Origin of the sequence: Streptomyces sp. NPDC058457 (genome assembly GCF_042720695.1) — a bacterium.
Taxonomy (GTDB): Bacteria; Actinomycetota; Actinomycetes; order Streptomycetales; family Streptomycetaceae; genus Streptomyces.
Genome location: NZ_JBHXLU010000069.1, coordinates 23,580 through 42,620 on the forward strand (window position 1 = coordinate 23,580; position 19,041 = coordinate 42,620).

Genomic DNA, 19,041 nt, shown 5'->3' on the forward strand with positions numbered 1-19,041 from the left:
CAGCGGTGACCGGCGCGGCGGGTCCCGCAGGGCGCCGCACTGATGGGTGAACGTATCGGCAGACGATCACTTGTCACAAGTTAATGCCGCGCAGATCACGTGAAGATCACAGACTTGAACGCTAGTCACGTTTTGCCCGTACGGGCCGGTAAGGGCTCGACAAGGGACTCCAGGGCTTCGGCAAGAGCTCAGCGACCTGCGGGCGTGAACTCCACGGGCAGCGTGCGCAGTCCGCGCATGATGAGCCCGCCGCGCCACCGCAACTCCCCTTCGTCCGCCGCGAGTCGCAGGTCAGGTAGGCGGGTGAGGAGGGTGGCGAGGGCGGTCTGGCCCTCCAGGCGGGCGAGCGGGGCGCCGAGGCAGTAGTGGATGCCGTGGCCGTATCCGAGGTGCTGGTTGTCCCGCCGTGAGAGATCGAGGGTGTCCGGCCGGGCGAACCGCTCCGGGTCCCGGTCCGCCGCGGCCAGGACGACCAGGACCGGGTCGCCGGGCGCGATGTGCTGCCCGCCGATGTCGACCGGCTCGGTGGCGAACCGCCAGGTGGCCAGCTCCACCGGCCCGTCGTAGCGCAGCAGTTCCTCGACACCGGTCTCCAGCAGCCCGCGCTCGCCGGCGGCGAGGGAGTCCTGCAGCCGGGCGCGCTGCTCGGGGTGGGTGAGCAGCGCGTACGTCCCGTTCCCGATCAGGTTGACGGTGGTCTCGAACCCTGCGAACAGCAGGATGAACGCCATCGCCGCGGCCTCGTTCTCGGTGAGGTGCTCACCGTGGTCCGAGGCCCGGATGAGCCCGGAGATGAGGTCCTCGCCGGGGGCCGGCTCGGCGGGCAGCGCCTGCCGCTTCCGGTGGATCAGCTCGGCCAGGTATCCCCGCATCTTCTTCACCGACCGCGCGACCCCGCCCCGCGGCCCGCCCCCGTGCCGGATCATCATGCCGGCCCAGTCCCGGAAGTCGTCCTGGTCCTCACGCGGGACGCCGAGCAGGTCGCAGATGGCGTAGATGGGGAGCGGGAAGGCGAACTCGTGGATGAGGTCGGCGGACCCGGAGGCCGCGAACCCGTCGATGAGCCGGTCGGTCAGCTCCTGCACCCGCGGCGCGAACTCGGCCACCCGGCGCGGTGTGAACGCCTTGCTCACCAGCCGCCGCAGCCGGGTGTGGTCGGGCGGATCGATGTTCAGCAGGTGCGTCATCAACTCGGCCTTGCGCTCCCCGGGGATGCCGGTCTTCCCCTTGGCGTGCGCGGGCTCGTCGTGATGCGCCGGGTTCTTGGAGAGCCTCGGATCGGCCAGCGCCTGCTTGGCGTCCCCGTATCGCGTGACCAGCCAGGCCTCCACCCCACTGGGCAGCCTGGTCCGCCGCACGGGCTCGTGCTCCCGCAGCCAGGCATAGGCGGGGTAGGGGTCGGCGGCGAACTCCCAGGTGAAGAGGTCAGGGGCGGCCGCGGTCACTTCTCCACTCCCTCCGTCGCCCGCACCGCGTCCCGGTAGGCCCGGGCCGCCGCCCGCAGTGCCGCCTCCGGGTCGACGCCCTCCGCCTCCGCGCGGGCCGCCAGCGCGAGCAGCTCGTAACCGATGCCCTGCTCCTGCGGCAGCAGCACCTCCAGCCCCGCCGTCCGCACCCGCGAGGCCAGCTTCGCCGCCAGCGCGAGACCCGGCTGCGCCAGGGGTATCCCGTCCGTCACCGACTCGCGCCGCTTCTCTATGGCCTTCGTGCGCAGCCAGTGCTCCTTGACCTCCTCCGGCGTCGCCGCGGTCTCGTCGCCGAAGACGTGCGGGTGGCGGTGGATGAGCTTCGCGACGATGCCTCCCGCCACGTCGTCGATCGAGAAGGGGGCGTCCGGGTCCTCCTCCGCGATCCGCGCGTGGAAGACGACCTGGAGCAGCACGTCGCCCAGTTCCTCCCGCAGTTCGTCGCGGTCGCCCTCCTCGATCGCCTCGACGAGTTCGTACGCCTCCTCGATGCCGTACTTCGCGAGGCCCTTGTGGGTCTGCCGGGACGACCAGGGGCACTCCGCGCGGATCCGGTCCATGACCTGGACGAGGTCGAGGAGGCGGGCACCGGGCAGGTCGTAGGAGGCGGGGAGCAGTTCCAGCTCGGGCATCCGGACGCGGCCGGAGCCGGCCAGGCGGGCCAGGCCGTCCGTCAGGGCGGGCTCGCCCTCGCCCGCCGCGACGACCACCACCGTCCGGCCGCCGGCGCAGGCGTCGACCAGTTCCTGGGCGGTGGGGGCGGCCTCGTCCACGGCCGTCCCGGCCTCCCGCAGGTACGGCAGCTGCGGATGCGCGCCGTCCGCGCACAGCACGCGGTCCGCCGCGCGCAGCGCCTGCCAGGCGGGCCAGGACAGCAGGCCGGGGGCGACCCGGTGGCTGGTGGTCAGCAGGACGACGCGGCCGGCGTCGGGCCGGGAGGTCGGAGCGGGTTCCGGTGCAGGTTCCGGAGCGGGTTCCGGGGTGGTGGGTTCGGGCCTGGTGGTGTTCACGCTCCGAACGTAACGCACCGCCCCCGCCGACCTCGCGGTTTGTCCACAGGGTGGGGGTGATCAAGTGATCGTATGACCGACGCGGAGGTGGCTCCCCCTGGCCTGCCCCCCGCGGCCTGCCCCAGTGGCTTCCCCTGCGCGGCCTCCTACGCCGACACCTGCGTCCCGGCCGACGTGACCTCCCGTACCCACGGCGTCTTGGCGTCCACCCGGCTGCTCTTCTGGACGTCCCAGGCGCCGTAGCGCGGGTTGAGGTCCACGTGGAGTTCCTTGGAGGCGCCGGCCAGAGCCTTCCAGAAGGCCGGCTGCGAGGTGTCGGTGCCGAGCGCCTGGGCGAGCTTCTTGGCCTCCACCTGGAAGCGGAGGTTGTCGTCCAGACGCTTGGGGGCGATGCCGTACTTCTGCAGCCAGGCGGTCTGCAGCGCCGCGGAGCCGCCGGCCTGCTGTTCGAGGCCGGAGCGCATCTCCTCGACCTCCTTGCGGGTGACGTTGACGCCCGCGTCCTGGGCGGCCCGGTGCAGCACCCGGTCGAGGACCATGTTGTACAGGGTGTCTCGGGTGAGGCTGCTGGTGGCGGACAGCACCTGCTGGTACTGCGTCTCGTCCGGCACCGCGGCGCGCTGGGCCTGGCGCACCTCGTTCACGCGGTTCTCCAGCTGCGAGACGGTGATCCGCTGGCCGCCCACGACGGCCGCAGCGCCCGGGTGCGCGTCGCTTCCGCAGGCGGTGAGGAAGGGGGCCGCGGCGGCGATCGCGGCGGAGAGGACGAGCGCGGTGCGACGGCGGCGGTGCAAGGATGCCTCCCGAGGAGATTGTGCGGCGGTGCACAAAGTCTTGCGGTGATCGATGGTAGGCAGTGGGCAAGCTCTGGCCAACCCATTCGACCAACGATTCACAGCCGTATCCGGCACCGCCGCACCACCCTCCGGAAGGGTTTGCGGTACGGATCCCGCTCAGCCCGTGATCGCCACCGGGGCGTCCCAGGCGTCGCGGTCCACGGTGATCGTGTAACCGCCGCGCGTCTCCTTGCTGTTCACCATGTACTGGTGGGCCCGGCTGTGCCCGGTGTACTGGGACGCGCCGAACGGCCAGTCCGTGGTCGTGGTGTTCTTCTGGTCCCACAGCGCGTACCAGAGGTTGCCCGGCAGGTCCGTCTTGTCCGTGGCGTTCGCGATCGCCTTGGCGCTGGAGCTGGTGAAGCCGTAGTAGCCCGCGCGGTACGTCTTCGCGTGGAGTTCCTTGTCGAAGGCGCGGACATACGTCAGCACGGCGTTGTTGCACGACGTGTTCGTCGTGTCGTACGCCTCCATGTCGAGGTAGATCGGGCTGCCCGCCTTCATGCCGAGGGCGGCGGCCTTGGACACGGCGTCGTCCGCCTCGGACTTGCCGACGGAGGCGGCGGTGGCGGCGCTGATCTTCTCGGAGCCGCCGGATCCGCAGGACGGCTGGGCGCCGACGTAGAGCGGGACGAGCTTCCAGCCCGCGGCGGTGACGGTCTTGACCCAGGAGGCGGTGAGGTTGGGCTGGGCGCAGCCGCGGTTCTTCCCGCCGATGTAGACGGCCGCGGCGCCGTAGAAGCCGGTGTTCCAGGCCTTCATCACGTCGGCGGTGGGCGCCTGGCAGGTGTCGAAGGCCCGGCCGGTGAACGTCTTCTGGGCGGGCCAGGTGGTGGCCGCCATGGAGGTCTGCGCGGCGATCCCGGCCCCGGCGACGACGGCGGTACCCGCGACGCCCCAGGTGATGTATCTGCGCTTCTTCGACTGCCGATGGCCGGCCATGCCGGAACCCCCTGTGTGTGCACTGTGCAGGAAAGACCGAGGAAAACGGACCGCAACCTATCAGGAGGCCGGAGCCGGTCGTCTGCCAGGCCGGTGACGGCTAGCCGCGTACCTGTCCCAGCCACTGCAACGTGCGCCGGACCTCCGCCGCCATCGGGTGTCCGGGTCCGTGCAGCCGCTCCAGGTCCATCAGCAGCCGGGCGAGCGTGTCGTGCGCGGCGGGCCGGTCGCCGAGCGCGAGCAGCAGATGCCCGATCCGGCGGCGCACGTCGTGCGCGAGCTGCGGATCGCCGGCCACGTACTGGTTCTCGTAGTACGGCAGCAGCGCGCGGTACTCCGCGAGTGCCGCCGCCGGTTCGCCGAGCTGTTCCAGGCACTGGGCGGTCTCGTAGCGGAAGCGCAGGACCTGCGGGTCGGCCTGGCCCGCCTCGGCGGCGCGTTCCTCGGCGAGCCGGCGCAGTTCGGGCAGCGCGCGCCGGTACTGCCCGTCGTCCATCAGGGTGGCCGCGTACTGCTTGCGCAGGGTGCGTACGACCGTGGAGCGCTCGCCGTGCCGGTCGGCGGCGACCGGCAGGATCGCGCCGAGGATGTCGACGGCCTGGGTGATGCGCCCCTCCCCGAGCAGCCGCTTGACCTCGTCGACGGCGGCGGCGACATCCGGTCTGTCCGGTACGGCGGCCACCGGGGCGGCGGGCCGGGGTGCGGGCGTCCGCGCCCGGTCCGGCCAGGGGGCGTGCGGGCGCAGGAAGGGGCGGGTGGGGTCCAGGGGCGCCCCGGAGGGCATCCCGCGCGGGGGCAGGAGCGACGCCAGGTTCTCGTAGACCTCCTGCGCGGACGCCGGCCGGTGCTGCGGGTCCTTGGCGAGCAGGCGCAGCACGAGGCTCTCGAGCGGCTCCGGGACCTCGGGGCGGATCCGGCGTACGGGCAGCGGCGGCTCGTACAGGTGCCGGTGGAGCACGCCGAGCGCCGTGGAACCCGCGAACGGCACCTCCCCGCTGAGCAGTTCGTGCAGCAGCACGCCGAGCGCGTACAGGTCGGTGTACGGGCCGACCGCGCCGCCCATCGCCTGCTCGGGCGCCATGTAGGCGGGCGAGCCGATCGGGGAGCCGGTGTGGGTGAGGCGGGTGGTGTCCGTGTCCATGACGGAGGCCACGCCCAGGTCGAGGACGGTGACCGTGCCGTCCTGCTTCACCATCACGTTGCGCGGCTTGAGGTCGCGGTGGACGATCGGCACCGCGTGCACGGCACTCAGCACGGCGCACAGCTGCGCGGCCACCGCCACGGCCCACTGCCACGGGTACGGGTCGTGCTCCGCCAGGTGGTCGGAGAGGTCGGCACCGTCCACGTACTGCATGACGAGGAAGAGCTCCTCGCCCTCGCTGCCCGCGTCGTGCACGGTGACCAGCCCGGGGTGGTCGACCTGCGCGGTCACCCGGCACTCCCGCAGGAACCGCCGGCGCAGCTCCTCCGCCTCCGCGCCCGCCACCTTGTCGGGGCGCAGCAGCTTCACGGCCACCCGCCGGTCGAGCCGCTGGTCGTACGCCGTCCACACCTGGCCCATGCCGCCCTGCCCGATGAGCGTGGACAGCTCGTAGCGGCCGGCGACGACACGTCCTGTCGCCACGGTCACCTTCCGCCCTCGTAGTCGCCCTCGTGGCGCCCGTCGTGCTTGCGCAGATAGTCGCTGAGCTCGTCGAGTTCGGCGCGTACCTGCTCGATCCGGGCGGGTGCCGGGCGCTGGGGCGGCGCGGGTATCGGAGGTTGCGGGAGCGGCGGCCGGGACATCGGGGGCACGGTGTGCGGGGGCGGGGTGTGCGGGGGCTGCGCGCCCAGGGGCGTCGTCCCCGTGACATACGGCGAGGCCGCGGGCGGGTAGCCGTACGTCTGCGCCGCGTACGCCTCGCGCTGCCGCTGGAAGTGGCGTACGTCGGCCGCGAGGTAGTAGACGACGGTGGCCAGGAGCGTGCCGAACAGCAGGGTGATCCCCAGGTAGCCGCCGGTGGTGTGCACGTCGTCGCCGGGTTCGACGGCCAGTAGCACGATGCTGAGGATGTCGGCCGCCGACACCGCCACCAGCAGGCCGAAGTCCGCCGATCTGCGGGTCACGACGGCCAGCCGCAGCATCATCACCCACGCCAGGAAGCCGACACTGAACACGCCCATCGCCACGAACACCACGCGCAACAGGACCAGTACCGCGTCGTGCGGCGGCCGCTGCACCGGCTGCGCATGGCCCTGGCCTTGCATGATCGCTCCTGTGTTGCCTGAAGTTCCCTGAAAAGGGCGTACGTGACCGTCCGGCGCCGTCCGCCCGCAGACAACATCGGTCGTGTGATGGTCGCTTCGAGCATATGGCCCGGCACGGACAACCGGTCCGGGTTGTACCGAACCGTTGTCGGACCGACTGCCGGGACGCGCCGGGCATGAATCGATCAATAGGCGATCAGGGATCAGTCGGGCGTGACGGTCCCGTCGGTGAGGCCGTCGTACATTCCGCGCACGAGGTGCTCCCCGAGCCGGTTCGCGTGGCGCAGCGCCCGCTCGAACTCGTCGAGTGCGCGGAAGCGCGCGCCGTAGCGCCGCTGTTCCTCCAAGGGGAGCCGGGGCAGCTGGAGCCGGCGCACGTCCAGCCGGGTCGCGGTGGAGGCATAGCTGCTGGCCTGCCGGTTGTTGGCGGTGCCCCGCAGGAAGCCGGCCAGGAACCACGGGTCGATGGCCGTGCGATCGGAGCGCAGGAGCACAAGGTTGCGCCCCAGGGCGGCGCCCGCCGTCGCATCGTCGATCACGCGCGCCACCGAACCGCCGCCGAGGACCGGTACGACGACGTCGCCCGGCTCGGTCAGCACGGCCTCCTCGTCGCTCTCGGGAAGCGTGCCCGAGGGTGCCGTCGCGGCGAGGACGTCGTGGTCGGTGAGCACGGGCACGCGCGCGTGGCCGCCGTTCCCGCCGGTGCGCAGCACCAGCGCGCCCGCGCGCGCGAGTTCGCCGACCGTGGTGAGCGGCCACCGCGCGGGCGGCGCCTGGCCGGCCGGCGGCGGGGTGAGGTCGGCGGTCAGGCGCAGCGTCACGCCGAACCGTTCGCGGACCGCCGTGAGCTGTTCCGGGCCGTCGGCCACGGCGGCCGGGGGCAGATGGCGGGCGGGGGCGAGGTCCACGTCGTCGTCGAGGAGTTCGATGACCGGCACCGAACGGGCCAGCCCCGGCCGTTCCACCGGCCCCCCGGCGCGCCCGAAGGCACGCCAGGCGTCCAGGACGGCGTCCCGTACCGCCGCCCAGTCCGGACCGCCCCGCCCTTCCCCGGCGAACCTCCCGGTGTCCACGAGCAGCACCTCGGGCGTGGCCGGCGTCCGGTCGGGCCGGCGCAGCACCCACAGGTGCAGCGGGATGCTGTACGGCGGCGCCGCCCCGACCGGGAGCGCGACGAGCGCCCTGAGCGCACCCCGGCGCAGCAGGTCGGCGCGGATCCGGCGCCCGGAACGGCGGGACGCGACGGCCGGCGGCATCAGCAGCACCGCGGTGCCGCCGTCGGCCAGCCGGGCCAGGGCGTGCTGCACCCAGGCCAGTTCCGACTCGGTGCGCGCGGGGAAGCCGTACTCCCAGCGGGCGTCGTAAGCCAGCTCGTCGTGGCCCCAGTTGCGCTCGTTGAACGGCGGGTGGCAGAGCACCGCGTCGGCGCGCAGCTCCGGGTGGGCGTCGGCGCGCAGGGTGTCGCCGGCGGCGCCGTGCACCCCGGCCCGGGAGTGCAGCGCGAGCCGCAGCGCGGTGAGCGCGGCGAGCTCGGGGGCGCTGTCCTGGGAGTAGAGCTCCTGGCCGGGGCGGACGTCCACGGCCCGCAGCAGGGCACCGGTCCCGCAGGCCGGGTCCAGCACGGTGCGGGCGGGGCCGGCCAGGTCGGCCATGAGACCGGCGAGGTCGGACGGGGTGAGCGTGTACTGGCGGGGGTTGGCGTCCAGGTGCCGGCCCAGCAGGAACTCGAAGGCCTGCCGGGCCCCGACCTCGGCGGCCAGCTCGGCGGCGCCGCGCAGGAGCGGGACGGACGGGAGGAGCTGGGGGCCGGTGGGGGTGCGGACGGCGGGGGTGGTGCGGACGGCGGGGGCGGCGGAGGCGACGGTCGGGCCGGGTGCCGTCGGCGCGGTGTTCACAGGGCGGGCGACCGCTTCGGTGTTCACACCCGCTGCGCCGCCGGGCCTGTTCACAGCCTCGGCGGCGCCCGCGGACCGGCCGCTGTGAACCGTGCGCTCCACTGCCCCGCCGAGGCGCGCGGTCAGCACCTGCTCCAGCGCGCCCGGCAGCATCGCGGCCATGCGCTCGTCCGAGCCGGCGCTCACGTCGAGCCAGACGGTGGGGCGTTCGTGGATCAGCAGCAGCGCACAGCCGGCGTGCACCAGCGCCGTCAGCGCGCCCTCGGGATGCCCGGCGAGCTGCTGCCAGACCCGCTCGCGCAGCGGGACCTCGGCGAGTTTGCCCTGGTCGCGCAGCCAGGACTCGACCTCGGTGAGCGCGAAGGACGGACTGGTCTCGGTACCGCCGACCGGCTTGGGGAAGTCGGCGTGCCGGCGGCGCCAGTTGCTGACGGCGGCGCGGCCCACTCCGGCGAGCCGTGCGATACCGGCCGCGGTCACCTCCGTGGCGTTGTCCTGCACGCGGCCTTGCTCCCCTCGTCCCAGGTGCCCAGGTGCCCCTCTGTGCACCGAGCATACCGATGTACACAAGATCTACCCCTTCACGGGCGTGCACACCACACATCATGTAATCCATGTTGACTCGGTTCACAGCCTCTGCTCTTATTGACCCACCACTCCAACCCACCCGAGAAGGACTCCTGATGCGTCTCCCGTCCCGTGCCGTGATGCTGATAGCCGTCGCGGCCCTTCCGCTGGCCCTGACCGCCTGCTCCTCCGGATCCACCGGGGCGACCGCCGACTCCGGTACCGGCACGAGCGCCAAGCCGGCCAAGGCGAAGGACCCCGACTCCGGTCTGCTCACGGGTACCCAGTTGAAGAAGGCGCTGGCGCCCGCCGCGGCCTTCCCGTCCGGGCTCACCCTCGAGTCCGACGGTTCCGCGGACAGCGGTGGCCGGTTCCTCTCCCCGGCCGGCCGCAAGACGGGCAAGCCGGACTGCACCAGGCTGGAGACCACGTCCTGGATCCAGGTGTCGGGCTACAAGGGCGGGGTGTCGTTCGCGCAGAACGGCTACGCGAGCAAGACCGAGGAAGTGGACCAGGAGATCGACGCCTTCCAGGGCGCCACGGCGACCGACGTGATGAAGGCGCTGCGGACCGTGGCCGCGGAGTGCGCCACGTACACGGACACCGACGCACACGCCAAGGTGAAGCTCACCGGCAGCTCCACGGCCGGACTCGGTGACGAGGCCTACACGATGACGCTGACGAGCGGCTACTGGGAGAACGGCACCACGCTGATCGCGGCCCGTTCCGGCGCCTCCGTGGTCACCGTGCTGTCCACTGCGGGCGGCGACAACGGTGCCGCGTCCGCGAAGAAGGTGACGACGACGATCCTGTCGACGCTGAAGAAGTAGGCGCCGCCGGCGGCCTGGTCCGAGCCCGGCGTCGACGCCCCACCACCGTCCCGTTCCCTCTCGTTCCGTTCCCTCTCGTTCCGTTCCCTCTCGTTCCGATCCGTTCCCGTGAAGGATGCCGATGCGCCTGACGTCCCGCCCCGCCGGCCGGGCGGCCGCCGGGGAAACCGCCGTACGAGAACGGGGCGTGCCCGGAACACCGCTGCGTGCCGGGCTCGTTCTCGGCCTGCTGCTCGGGTTCTACGTGCTGGCCCTGCTCCTCCTCGTCGCGCTGGCGGTCCTGGACGTCTTCCTGGCCCGGGGCGGGAGCTTCACCGTCATGGCCGTCGAGGGCTACCTCGGCTCGCTGGCGATCGCCTGGTGCGTGGTGCGGGTCGTCCTGCTCAGCCGCGGCCCCGGTGACGGGCAGGACGAGGTGCCCGGCGTGTCACTGGCGCCGCGGGAACAGCCGGAGCTGTGGCGGCGCGTGCGGGAGCTGGCCGAGCGGGTGGGCACCCGGCCGCCCACGGAGATCCGGGTGATCCCGGGGGCCAATGCCATGGTGCGGGAGGACGCCCGGTGGCTCGGGCTGGTCGCGGGCGAACGGCGGCTCTTCCTCGGCGTCGCCCTGCTGATCGGCCTGCCGGACGACGAACTGGACGCCGTGCTCGCGCACGAACTGGGCCACTACGCGCACGACGACACCCGGCTGGGCGGCCTGCTCTGGGCGCTGCACGGCAGACTGCTGCACACCACGCACACGTTGCGGCAGCGGGCCGCGCGTGAGGAGGCCGAGGAGAAGGCGAGGGCCGCCGCGCGGGCCGCCCGGCGCCGGGCGGCCGGCAAGCCGCCACCGGTGAAGCGGGAGCCGACGCGGGGCCCGGACCACTACCTGGCCCTCGTCTTCTCCGCGTACGCCCGGCTCTGTCTGCGCCTGACCGAGGCCGTCAGCCGCCGGCAGGAGTACGCGGCCGACCTCGTGGCCGCCCGGATCGCCGGACGGGACACCACGGCCGCCGCGCTGCGCCGCATCCCCGCGCTCGACGCCGCCGACGATCTCTACCTGCGCGAGTACGCCCTGATGGGCCGGGACGCCGGACTGCTGCCGCCGGAAGGGCAGTTCCACGGCGGGCTCGCCCTCCTGCTCGCGGACCCCGCACGCCGGGCGGAACTGGAAGCGTGGGCCCGCAGGCCGCTCCCGGAGGTGATTCCCGAGGAGAGGTCTCCGTACGACAGCCACCCGCCCACGGCCGACCGCATCGCGGTGCTGGAGGCACTCCCCGACGACGGACGCACCGCCACGCTCCCCCGGCGCCCCGCCCTCACGCTGCTCCGGGAGCCGGACCGCCTCCTCGCCGGACTGGAACGAGCCGTACTGGGCCGGGAGACGCTGTCCTGGCGGCGGGTGCCCTGGGCGGAACTGCCCGCGCAGACCCGGCGCGGGAGCTGGGCGCGGGAAGCGGGGCCGCTGCTGGGGGCCATGGCCCAGGCGGCCGGCGCGAGAGGCGTCGCCGTATCCGGAGTGACGCACCCCGACCACCCCGACCACCCCGACCACCTCGGCCACCTCGGCCGTCTTCTGGACCTGATCGACCACGGCCTGCTGTACGACGTCGCCGACCGGCTGCCCAGGTCGGAGCAGGCCGGCCGGAGCAGTGGCCGCGCGGCACGCGAGTTCGCCCGGACGGCCTTCCGCTCGGCCCTGCGGCAAATGGCCTTGCTCACCGCGCTGGACACCGGGCTGTGCCGGTGGGAGCTGTGCTGGTCCGGGCCCCCGGTCCGGGCGGTGGCGCCCGTACAGTTCGCCGAGGCGCTGGAGGAGGCCCTGGACCACGCGGTCGCCGATCCGCCCGGCACAGGCCCTCTGCGGGCCCTGCTGTCCGGCGGCGGCCGTGCTCCGACGGCTTCTTGGGCCGCCCCTTCGGCGGTCCCTTCGACGGTCCCTTCGGCCGCCTACCAGCCCGCCTGTCCGCCCGCCCATCCACCCGCCTCTTCCGGCGGCCCCTACCCGAAAGACCCGGTATGAACGTCCTGATCGACATAGCCGGCGCCGGCGTCCTCGCCTACGCGGCCGTCACCGTCCCGCGCAACGCCCGCAAGGCGCGGGCGCTCCGGGCGGAGGCGAAGGCCAAGGCGCCGGTCAACATCGACCCCGCCAAGTACGGGCTGGTGCCCGCCGCTCAGCTCGACAGCCGTTTCGCGGGCCCCGACCCCGAGGCCGACGCGGTCGCGCAGGCCGCCCTCGCCGGTGACTGGCGGCGGGCCGCCGCCTACCTGGCCGGGGCGGGCCGGGACTGGGACCTGCGGTGGTACCGGCTCGGCATCCTCACCCACGCCGCCGCCGAGGACGACACCTGGCTCAAGGCGTGGCGGACCGAGTACCCCGGCGATCCGGCCGCCGCCCTGGTGCACGCCGACGCGCTGGTCGTGCTCGCGGGCACCGTACGCGGTGCGAAGCTGGCGAAGCACACCACGGCGGAGCAGTTCGAGGGCTTCCACCGGCTGCTGGCCGAGGCGCTGCCCGCCTGCCAGGAGGCCGCCTGGATGGCACCCGAGGACCCCTGCCCCTGGATCGCGCAGCTCACCATCGCGCGGGGACTCAGCTGGTCGAACAACGACTTCCGGGCGCTGTGGGCCGAGGTCGGCGCACGCGATCCGCACCACTTCGGGGCGCACATGAGCGCTTTGCAGTACTGGTGTGCCAAGTGGAGCGGTTCGCACGAACTGATGTACGCGTTCGCCGAGCAGGCCGCGGCCTCCGCGCCGCAGGGCAGCCTGCTGTCCGTACTGCGCCTCTACGGGCTGATGGAGCACGCGTCCCGGGAGCCCAAGGCGCCCGTGTACAACCAGCCGTTCGTGCAGGCGGCCGTGGACGCCACGCTGGACGCCGTGGACCGGGCGCCGGCCGGGCACCACCGGCTGCCGACGGTGCGGCACCTGCTGGCGGACACCCTGTTCCAGACGGATCGGTACGCGGAGGCCGTCGAGCAGTTCCGGGCGGTCGGCGGATACGTCGGCAGCCCGCCGTGGTCGTACTCCGCCGACCCGGTCAAGGCGTTCGTCTTCGCCCGCACCAACACCTTCGTGGCCTGGGAGAAGGCGGGCCGCCCCGCCCCTCCGCCGCGCGGCCGCGCCCTGGGGTACTGACGCACGCGGCGGGGGCGGGGCCGGTTCAGCGCGCCTTGAAGCGTGACGGCGCCTTGGTCGGGTTGCCGCCCGAGGGGAGTTCCTGGCCCGCGCAGGTGGTGAGGACCTTCTTCATCGCGGCCTTCTCGGCGGCGGTGACCCACAGGCCGTACTTCTTCTTCACGGCGACCTGCGCGGCGACGTAGGTGCAGCGGTAGGACTTGTCGGGCGGCAGCCAGGTGGCGGTGTCGCCGTCGCCCTTGCCGCGGTTGGCGCTCGCGTCGACGGCGAGGAGGTTGAGCGGGTCGTTGGCCAGGGCTATGCGCTTGCTGGCGTCCCAGTACTTGGCGCCCGTCTGCCAGGCGTCCGAGAGCGCGACGAGGTGGTCTATGTCGACCAGGCTGCGACCGCGCTTGTAGGTGATCTCCTTGCCGGAGTAGGGGTCCGGCTCCAGCACGCCGGAGGAGACCTTGCAGTCGCCGTCGGTGAACTTCACCTCCTTGAGGTCGCGCCTGAGTATGTCGTCCCGGGTGTCACAGGAGTTGGAGTCGGTGTCCGCCCAGGCGGAGCCGAACTTCTCCCGGGAGTAACCGGTCTTCGGCGCCCGGCCCTTGACGGTCAGCGAGTCGGCGGCCGTCAGGGCCGCTCCGCCGCCGCCTCCCGCGCCCTGGGCTCCCGAACTCCCCTTGTCCTGCAGGTCCTTGCAGCCGGCCACCGCGAAGATCACGACGATCGCCAGGACCGCCCCGTCCCTCAGACGCGCCACGTGCGCCCCCTCATTTCTTGCCCCTGTCCGCCTCCGCACGGGCGGATTTCTGCTGGTCCCACGGTAACCGCCGCACGGTTCGGCCCAGATAGGGTGCAAAAGGATGCATACCCATAACTCGCTCTTGTCGGCAGCCGATTGACGCCCGGGGCGAAGCTCGGGCCGCACGTCTTCGCGCCCGCTCACTCCCCGCCGCGACCGAATGCCCCCGATGATGCACCTCACACCTACGAGGGGGGACTTGACCTTGACGCCGGTGTCAGGGTCCGACGATTCCGGCATGAGCGAGAACCTTCGCACCCAGGCCCCCCGTACCGTCGTCGTCACCGGTGCCGGCACCGGCATCGGCCGCGCCACGGCGCGCGCGTTCGCCGCCGAGGGCGCGCACGTGGTCGCCGTCGGCCGCCGGCCGGGCCCGCTCTCCGAAACCGCCGACGGACACCCCGGGATCACCGCGCTGCCCGCGGACATCACCGCCGAGGACGGGCCCGGCACCGTCGTACGGACGGCCTTGGAGCGCTACGGCCGTCTCGACGTGCTCGTCCACAACGCGGCGGTCGTCACCGCCGGCTCCCTGCGCACCTACACCCGCGCGGCCGTCCGGCCGCTGCTGGAGACGAACCTGATCGCTCCCGTGCTGCTCACCCAGGCCGCGCTCCCGGCGCTGGAGGAGAGCCGGGGTGTCGTGGTCAACGTGACGACGGCCGTCGGCCAGCGTGGCTGGCCGACCGGCAACTCCCTGTACGCGGCGGGAAAGGCCGCCCTCGAAGTGCTCACCCGCAGCTGGGCCGTCGAACTGGCCCCGCACGGGATCCGGGTGGTCGCGGTGGCCCCGGGCGCGATCGAGACACCGATCGCCGACCACTCCGGGACACCCCGGAGCAGCGGGCCGCCCTGCGCAAGTGGCAGCTCGACCACACCCCGCTCGGCCGGATCGGCCGTCCCGAGGAGGTCGCCTGGGCCATCACCCGGCTCGCCTCGCCGCAGGCGTCGTTCGTGACCGGCGTGGTGCTGCCGGTGGACGGCGGGGCGGTCGCCTCCTGATCCCGGCGTCCCGACGTCCCGGCGTCCCGACGTCCCGATCTCCCGGCGTCCGAGGGCGCCCGTCAGACCGTCTCGCCCGCCTCGCGCAGCGCCGCCGCCAGTCGCTCGCGTACCTCCGTCTGTGCCGCTATCCGCGCGTCCAGGACGGCCAGCCGGTCCCGGGCGATCCGCAGGCCCCGCGCCGAGGCGCGACCGGCGCTGACCTCGCCGTCCAGGCAGGGCAGGAAGGCCCGGACGTCGTCCAGGGTGAGGCCTGCCGCCAGCAGCCGGCGGATGTTGCGGACGCGTACGGCCGTACGGGCGTCGTACGCGCGATAGCCGTTGGCGGCGCGTGCGGAGGTGATCAGGCCCGCCTGTTCGTAGTGGCGCAGGGCCCGCGGTGTCGATCCGGTCGCCCGCGCCAGCTCACCGATCCGCACGTCCCGCGTCCCCGTCCCCCGCCACCTCGTCCCCCGTCACGACCCCAGGATCGAGGCGAGGAACTCCCCGACCCAGCCCAGCAGTTCCCGGCCGACCAGCGGCTTGCCGCCCACCTTCGCGGTCTTCGGGCGCGGTACCAGTACCTGGTGGACGGCCGGCTTGATGACGGTCCCGGGGTACAGGCGCTTGACCCGCAGCTCCTGCGACTCGCGCAACTCCACTGGTGCGAAGCGGATGTTGGTGCCCTGCAGGACGATCTCGCCGACTCCGCAGGCGCGGGCGAGCATCCGCAGTCCGGCGACCAGCAGCAGGTTCTCCACCGGCTCGGGCAGCTTGCCGTAGCGGTCGGTGAGTTCCTCGCGGACCGCCCTGATGTCCTCCTCCGAGTTGGCGGAGGCGATGGAACGGTAGGCCTGGAGGCGCAGCCGCTCGCCGGGCGCGTAGTCGTGCGGGACGTGCGCGTCGACGGGCAGCTCGATCTTGACCTCCAGCGGCGGCTCCTCCTCGATCCCGCCGGTCTCCAGCTGCCGCCGGTAGTCCGCGACGGCCTCGCCGACCATGCGCACGTACAGGTCGAAGCCGACGCCCGCGATGTGCCCGGACTGCTCGCCGCCGAGCAGGTTTCCGGCGCCGCGGATCTCCAGGTCCTTCATCGCCACGTACATGCCCGCGCCCATCTCGGTGTGCTGGGCGATGGTGGCGAGCCGTTCGTGCGCGGTCTCGGTCAGCGGCTTCTCCGGCGGGTACAGGAAGTACGCGTAGCCGCGCTCGCGGCCCCGGCCGACGCGGCCGCGCAGCTGGTGCAGCTGGGAGAGGCCGAAGGTGTCGCCGCGTTCGACGATGAGCGTGTTGGCGTTGGAGATGTCGATGCCGGACTCGACGATCGTGGTCGAGACGAGGACGTCGAACTTCTTCTCCCAGAAGTCGACGACGACCTGTTCGAGGGCCGACTCCGACATCTGGCCGTGGGCGGTCGCGATGCGCGCCTCGGGGACGATCTCACGCAGCCTGGCCGCCGCGCGGTCGATGGACTCCACCCGGTTGTGGATGTAGAAGACCTGGCCCTCGCGCAGCAGTTCACGGCGGATGGCGGCGCCGATCTGCTTCTCCTCGTACGGCCCGACGAAGGTGAGCACCGGGTGCCGCTCCTCCGGGGGCGTGGTGATCGTCGACATCTCGCGGATGCCGGTGACCGCCATCTCCAGGGTGCGCGGGATCGGGGTGGCGGACATGGTCAGTACGTCGACGTTGGCGCGCAGCTTCTTCAGCTGTTCCTTGTGCTCGACGCCGAAGCGCTGCTCCTCGTCGACGATGACCAGGCCGAGGTCCTTGAACTTGGTCTCCGTGGAGAAGAGGCGATGGGTGCCGATGACGACGTCGACCGCGCCCTCCTTGAGGCCCTCCAGGGTCGACTTCGCCTCGGTGTCGGTCTGGAACCGGGAGAGGGCCTTCACGCTCACCGGGAACTGCGAGTACCGCTCGGAGAACGTCCCGAAGTGCTGCTGCACCAGCAGGGTGGTGGGGACCAGGACGGCGACCTGCTTGCCGTCCTGTACGGCCTTGAAGGCGGCCCGTACGGCGATCTCGGTCTTGCCGTAGCCGACGTCGCCGCAGACCAGGCGGTCCATGGGGACGGACTTCTCCATGTCCTCCTTGACCTCGGCGATGGTGGTGAGCTGGTCGGGGGTCTCCGCGTACGGGAAGGCGTCCTCCAGTTCGCGCTGCCAGGGCGAGTCGCCGGCGAAGGCGTGGCCGGGGGCGGCCATGCGCGCGCTGTAGAGCTTGATCAGGTCGGCGGCGATCTCCTTGACGGCCTTCTTGGCGCGCGCCTTGGTCTTCGTCCAGTCCGCGCCGCCCAGGCGGTGCAGGGTGGGGGCCTCGCCACCGACGTACTTGGTGATCTGCTCCAGCTGGTCGGTGGGGATGTACAGCCGGTCGCCGGGCTGGCCGCGCTTGGCGGGGGCGTACTCGACGACCAGGTACTCGCGGGTGGCGCCCTGCACGGTGCGCTGCACCATCTCGATGTAGCGGCCGACGCCGTGCTGCTCGTGCACGATGTAGTCGCCCGGCTCCAGGCTGAGCGGGTCGATGGTCTTGCGGCGGCGGGCCGGCATCCGGGCGCCGTCCTTGCCGGCCGCCTTCTGGCCGGACAGGTCGGTCTCGGTGAGGACGGCGAGCCTGAGCGCAGGGTCGACGAAGCCGTAGTCGATCGAGCCGCACGACACGTGCACGACCGAGGGGCTCAGCTCTCCCAGGTCGACGTCGAGGCGGGCCGCGATGCCCTCGGCGCCGAGCACCTCGACGGTGCGGGAGGCGGGGCCGTGGCCCTCGGTGACGAACACCGTGCGCCAGCCGTCGGCCAGCCAGCCCTTGGTGTCGGCGAGCGCCTTCGCGGTGTCGCCGCGGTAGGTCTCGGGGGCGTGCATGCCCAGCTTGAGGGTGTCGGCCGCCCCCGCCGCGTCAGCGGCATACGTGAACGACTCGTCCGCCGCGAACGGCGACACCGACCACCACATCATGTCCCGCTCGCGCGCGCGGTCGCGGACGTCCGCGATCGACCACAGGGAGGCCGCGCCGACGTCGATGGGGGCCTCGCCGCCGCCCGCGGTGGCCGCCCAGGAGGCCTGCAGGAACTCCTGCGACGTGGCGACGAGGTCGGCGGCACGCGTACGCACCCGCTCCGGGTCGCACACGACGGCCATCGCGCCCTTGGGCAGCACGTCGAGCAGCAGTTCCATGTCGTCGACCAGGACCGGGGCGAGGGACTCCATGCCCTCGACCGCGATCCCCTCGGCGATCTTGTTGAGCAGTTCGCCCAGCTCGGGGTGGGCCTCGGCGAGGGCACGCGCGCGTGCGCGGACGTCGTCGGTCAGCAGCAACTCGCGGCAGGGCGGTGCCCACAGGCCGTGCTCGGCGACCTCCAGGGAGCGCTGGTCGGCGACCTTGAAGTAGCGGATCTCCTCGACGTCGTCGCCCCAGAACTCGACGCGCAGGGGGTGTTCCTCGGTGGGCGGGAAGACGTCCAGGATGCCGCCGCGGACGGCGAACTCGCCGCGCTTCTCGACGAGCTCCACGCGCGCGTAGGCGGCGGCCGCGAGGGCTTCCACGACCTCGTTCAGATCGGCGGTCTGCCCGGTGCGCAGCGCCACCGGCTCCAGGTCGCCGAGGCCCTTGACCTGCGGCTGGAGCACGGATCGGACGGGCGCGACGACGACGGAGACCGGGCCGGTCTCGGGGTCGTCGGGGCGGGGGTGGGCGAGGCGGCGCAGAACGGCGAGGCGGCGGCCGACGGTGTCGCTGCGGGGGCTGAGCCGCTCGTGCGGGAGCGTCTCCCAGGAGGGGTACTCGGCCACGCCCTCCGACGGCAGCAGGGTGCGCAGGGCCGCGGCGAGGTCCTCGGCCTCGCGGCCGGTGGCGGTGACCGCGAGCACGGGGCGGCCGGCCTCGCGGGCCAGGGCGGCGACCGCGAGGGGGCGGGCCGCGGGGGGGCCGACCAGGTCGACGTGCATGCGGTTGCCGTCCGCGGCCGCCTTGATCGCTTCCGCGAGGGCGGGGTCCTTGACGACGACGTCGAGCAGACCGTGCAGGCTCATTCAGGCGGCTTTCGTCGGGGGGTGGGCAACGCGAAGTGCCCGGCGCGGGCTGCGACCGGGGGGTCTCCAGCGTACGACTACGCGGGCGCGGGTGCCGGGGCTGTGGATAACCTCCGTCGCCCTGTGAGGTGCCGTGCGTCGCGGTGGCCGTACCAGGGGGCTCCGCCCCCTGGACCCCCGAAGCCTATGCCCACCCACCACCCGACTCGGCGAATCGAGAAGCGGGACTCGAAAGACAGACTCCAAAGACAAATTCGACAGACAAATTCCACAGACGAAGACACGCCCACCACCCGACTCGGGCAATCGAGACGCCGGGC

At 72.9% G+C, this 19,041-nt stretch carries 13 protein-coding genes and 1 pseudogene; 4 read left to right on the forward strand and 10 right to left on the reverse strand.

Annotated features, from left to right (window positions below):
* Positions 1-188: 188 nt before the first annotated feature.
* The 7 genes from ACFWPS_RS38405 to ACFWPS_RS38435 form a co-directional block, all read right to left on the reverse strand.
* Complete coding sequence (locus ACFWPS_RS38405) at positions 189-1,445, reverse strand: cytochrome P450 (RefSeq protein WP_383714298.1); 1,257 nt, start codon at positions 1,443-1,445, stop codon at positions 189-191.
* On the reverse strand, positions 1,442-2,377 hold the full coding sequence (locus tag ACFWPS_RS38410) for a nucleoside triphosphate pyrophosphohydrolase (protein ID WP_383714369.1): 936 nt from the start codon (positions 2,375-2,377) through the stop codon (positions 1,442-1,444). The genes ACFWPS_RS38405 and ACFWPS_RS38410 overlap by 4 nt, the downstream gene beginning before the upstream one ends.
* Positions 2,378-2,622: 245 nt before the next feature.
* The gene (locus tag ACFWPS_RS38415) at positions 2,623-3,270 is read right to left on the reverse strand and encodes a SurA N-terminal domain-containing protein (protein WP_383714301.1); all 648 of its coding nucleotides are present in this window, start codon (positions 3,268-3,270) and stop codon (positions 2,623-2,625) included.
* Positions 3,271-3,429: 159 nt separating this feature from the next.
* Positions 3,430-4,254: a glycoside hydrolase domain-containing protein gene (locus tag ACFWPS_RS38420; RefSeq protein ID WP_383714303.1), complete on the reverse strand. Its 825-nt coding sequence runs from the start codon at positions 4,252-4,254 to the stop codon at positions 3,430-3,432.
* A 100-nt stretch (positions 4,255-4,354) separates the two neighbouring features.
* Positions 4,355-5,842 carry a serine/threonine-protein kinase gene (locus ACFWPS_RS38425; RefSeq protein WP_275539771.1) on the reverse strand — a complete coding sequence of 496 codons (1,488 nt, stop codon included), beginning with the start codon at positions 5,840-5,842 and terminating at the stop codon, positions 4,355-4,357.
* A 38-nt stretch (positions 5,843-5,880) separates the two neighbouring features.
* On the reverse strand, positions 5,881-6,501 hold the full coding sequence (locus ACFWPS_RS38430; RefSeq protein WP_383714305.1) for a hypothetical protein: 621 nt from the start codon (positions 6,499-6,501) through the stop codon (positions 5,881-5,883).
* A gap of 203 nt (positions 6,502-6,704) precedes the next feature.
* Entirely contained in the window at positions 6,705-8,897 is a 2,193-nt protein-coding gene (locus tag ACFWPS_RS38435) for an N-6 DNA methylase (RefSeq protein WP_383714307.1), read from the reverse strand.
* Between the two features lie 182 nt (positions 8,898-9,079).
* Here ACFWPS_RS38435 and ACFWPS_RS38440 point away from each other — a divergent pair, with 182 nt between their 5' ends.
* From ACFWPS_RS38440 to ACFWPS_RS38450, 3 genes are all read left to right on the forward strand, one after another.
* A complete protein-coding gene (locus tag ACFWPS_RS38440; RefSeq protein ID WP_383714309.1) occupies positions 9,080-9,793 on the forward strand; it encodes a hypothetical protein in 714 nt (237 codons plus the stop codon).
* Between the two features lie 121 nt (positions 9,794-9,914).
* Positions 9,915-11,798, forward strand: a complete 1,884-nt coding sequence (locus ACFWPS_RS38445; protein WP_383714310.1) for a M48 family metalloprotease — start codon at positions 9,915-9,917, stop codon at positions 11,796-11,798.
* On the forward strand, positions 11,795-12,919 hold the full coding sequence (locus tag ACFWPS_RS38450; protein WP_383714313.1) for a hypothetical protein: 1,125 nt from the start codon (positions 11,795-11,797) through the stop codon (positions 12,917-12,919). Before ACFWPS_RS38445 ends, ACFWPS_RS38450 begins: the two co-directional genes overlap by 4 nt.
* A gap of 25 nt (positions 12,920-12,944) precedes the next feature.
* On the opposite strand, the gene ACFWPS_RS38455 is transcribed toward ACFWPS_RS38450, so the two are convergent.
* Entirely contained in the window at positions 12,945-13,664 is a 720-nt protein-coding gene (locus ACFWPS_RS38455) for an HNH endonuclease family protein (protein ID WP_383714315.1), read from the reverse strand.
* Positions 13,665-13,944: 280 nt separating this feature from the next.
* Between ACFWPS_RS38455 and ACFWPS_RS38460 the strand changes: the two are divergent.
* A pseudogene (locus ACFWPS_RS38460) lies at positions 13,945-14,708 on the forward strand (SDR family NAD(P)-dependent oxidoreductase).
* A gap of 62 nt (positions 14,709-14,770) precedes the next feature.
* Here the strand turns inward: ACFWPS_RS38460 and ACFWPS_RS38465 are convergent.
* Together ACFWPS_RS38465 and mfd are read right to left on the reverse strand one after the other, a co-directional pair.
* Positions 14,771-15,127: a MerR family transcriptional regulator gene (locus tag ACFWPS_RS38465; protein WP_383714317.1), complete on the reverse strand. Its 357-nt coding sequence runs from the start codon at positions 15,125-15,127 to the stop codon at positions 14,771-14,773.
* 36 nt (positions 15,128-15,163) lie between these two features.
* The gene (mfd, locus tag ACFWPS_RS38470) at positions 15,164-18,721 is read right to left on the reverse strand and encodes a transcription-repair coupling factor (protein ID WP_383714320.1); all 3,558 of its coding nucleotides are present in this window, start codon (positions 18,719-18,721) and stop codon (positions 15,164-15,166) included.
* Between the last annotated feature and the right edge of the window lie 320 nt (positions 18,722-19,041).

What these genes read in the sequence shown, in the direction of transcription:
- ACFWPS_RS38420 (WP_383714303.1), bottom strand. Translation starts at nt 4,254, where the DNA reads ATGGCCGGCCATCGGCAGTCGAAGAAGCGCAGATACATCACCTGGGGC.
- ACFWPS_RS38440 (WP_383714309.1), top strand. Translation starts at nt 9,080, where the DNA reads ATGCGTCTCCCGTCCCGTGCCGTGATGCTGATAGCCGTCGCGGCCCTT.
- mfd (WP_383714320.1), bottom strand. Translation starts at nt 18,721, where the DNA reads ATGAGCCTGCACGGTCTGCTCGACGTCGTCGTCAAGGACCCCGCCCTC.
- ACFWPS_RS38450 (WP_383714313.1), top strand. Translation starts at nt 11,795, where the DNA reads ATGAACGTCCTGATCGACATAGCCGGCGCCGGCGTCCTCGCCTACGCG.
- ACFWPS_RS38430 (WP_383714305.1), bottom strand. Translation starts at nt 6,501, where the DNA reads ATGCAAGGCCAGGGCCATGCGCAGCCGGTGCAGCGGCCGCCGCACGAC.
- ACFWPS_RS38445 (WP_383714310.1), top strand. Translation starts at nt 9,915, where the DNA reads ATGCGCCTGACGTCCCGCCCCGCCGGCCGGGCGGCCGCCGGGGAAACC.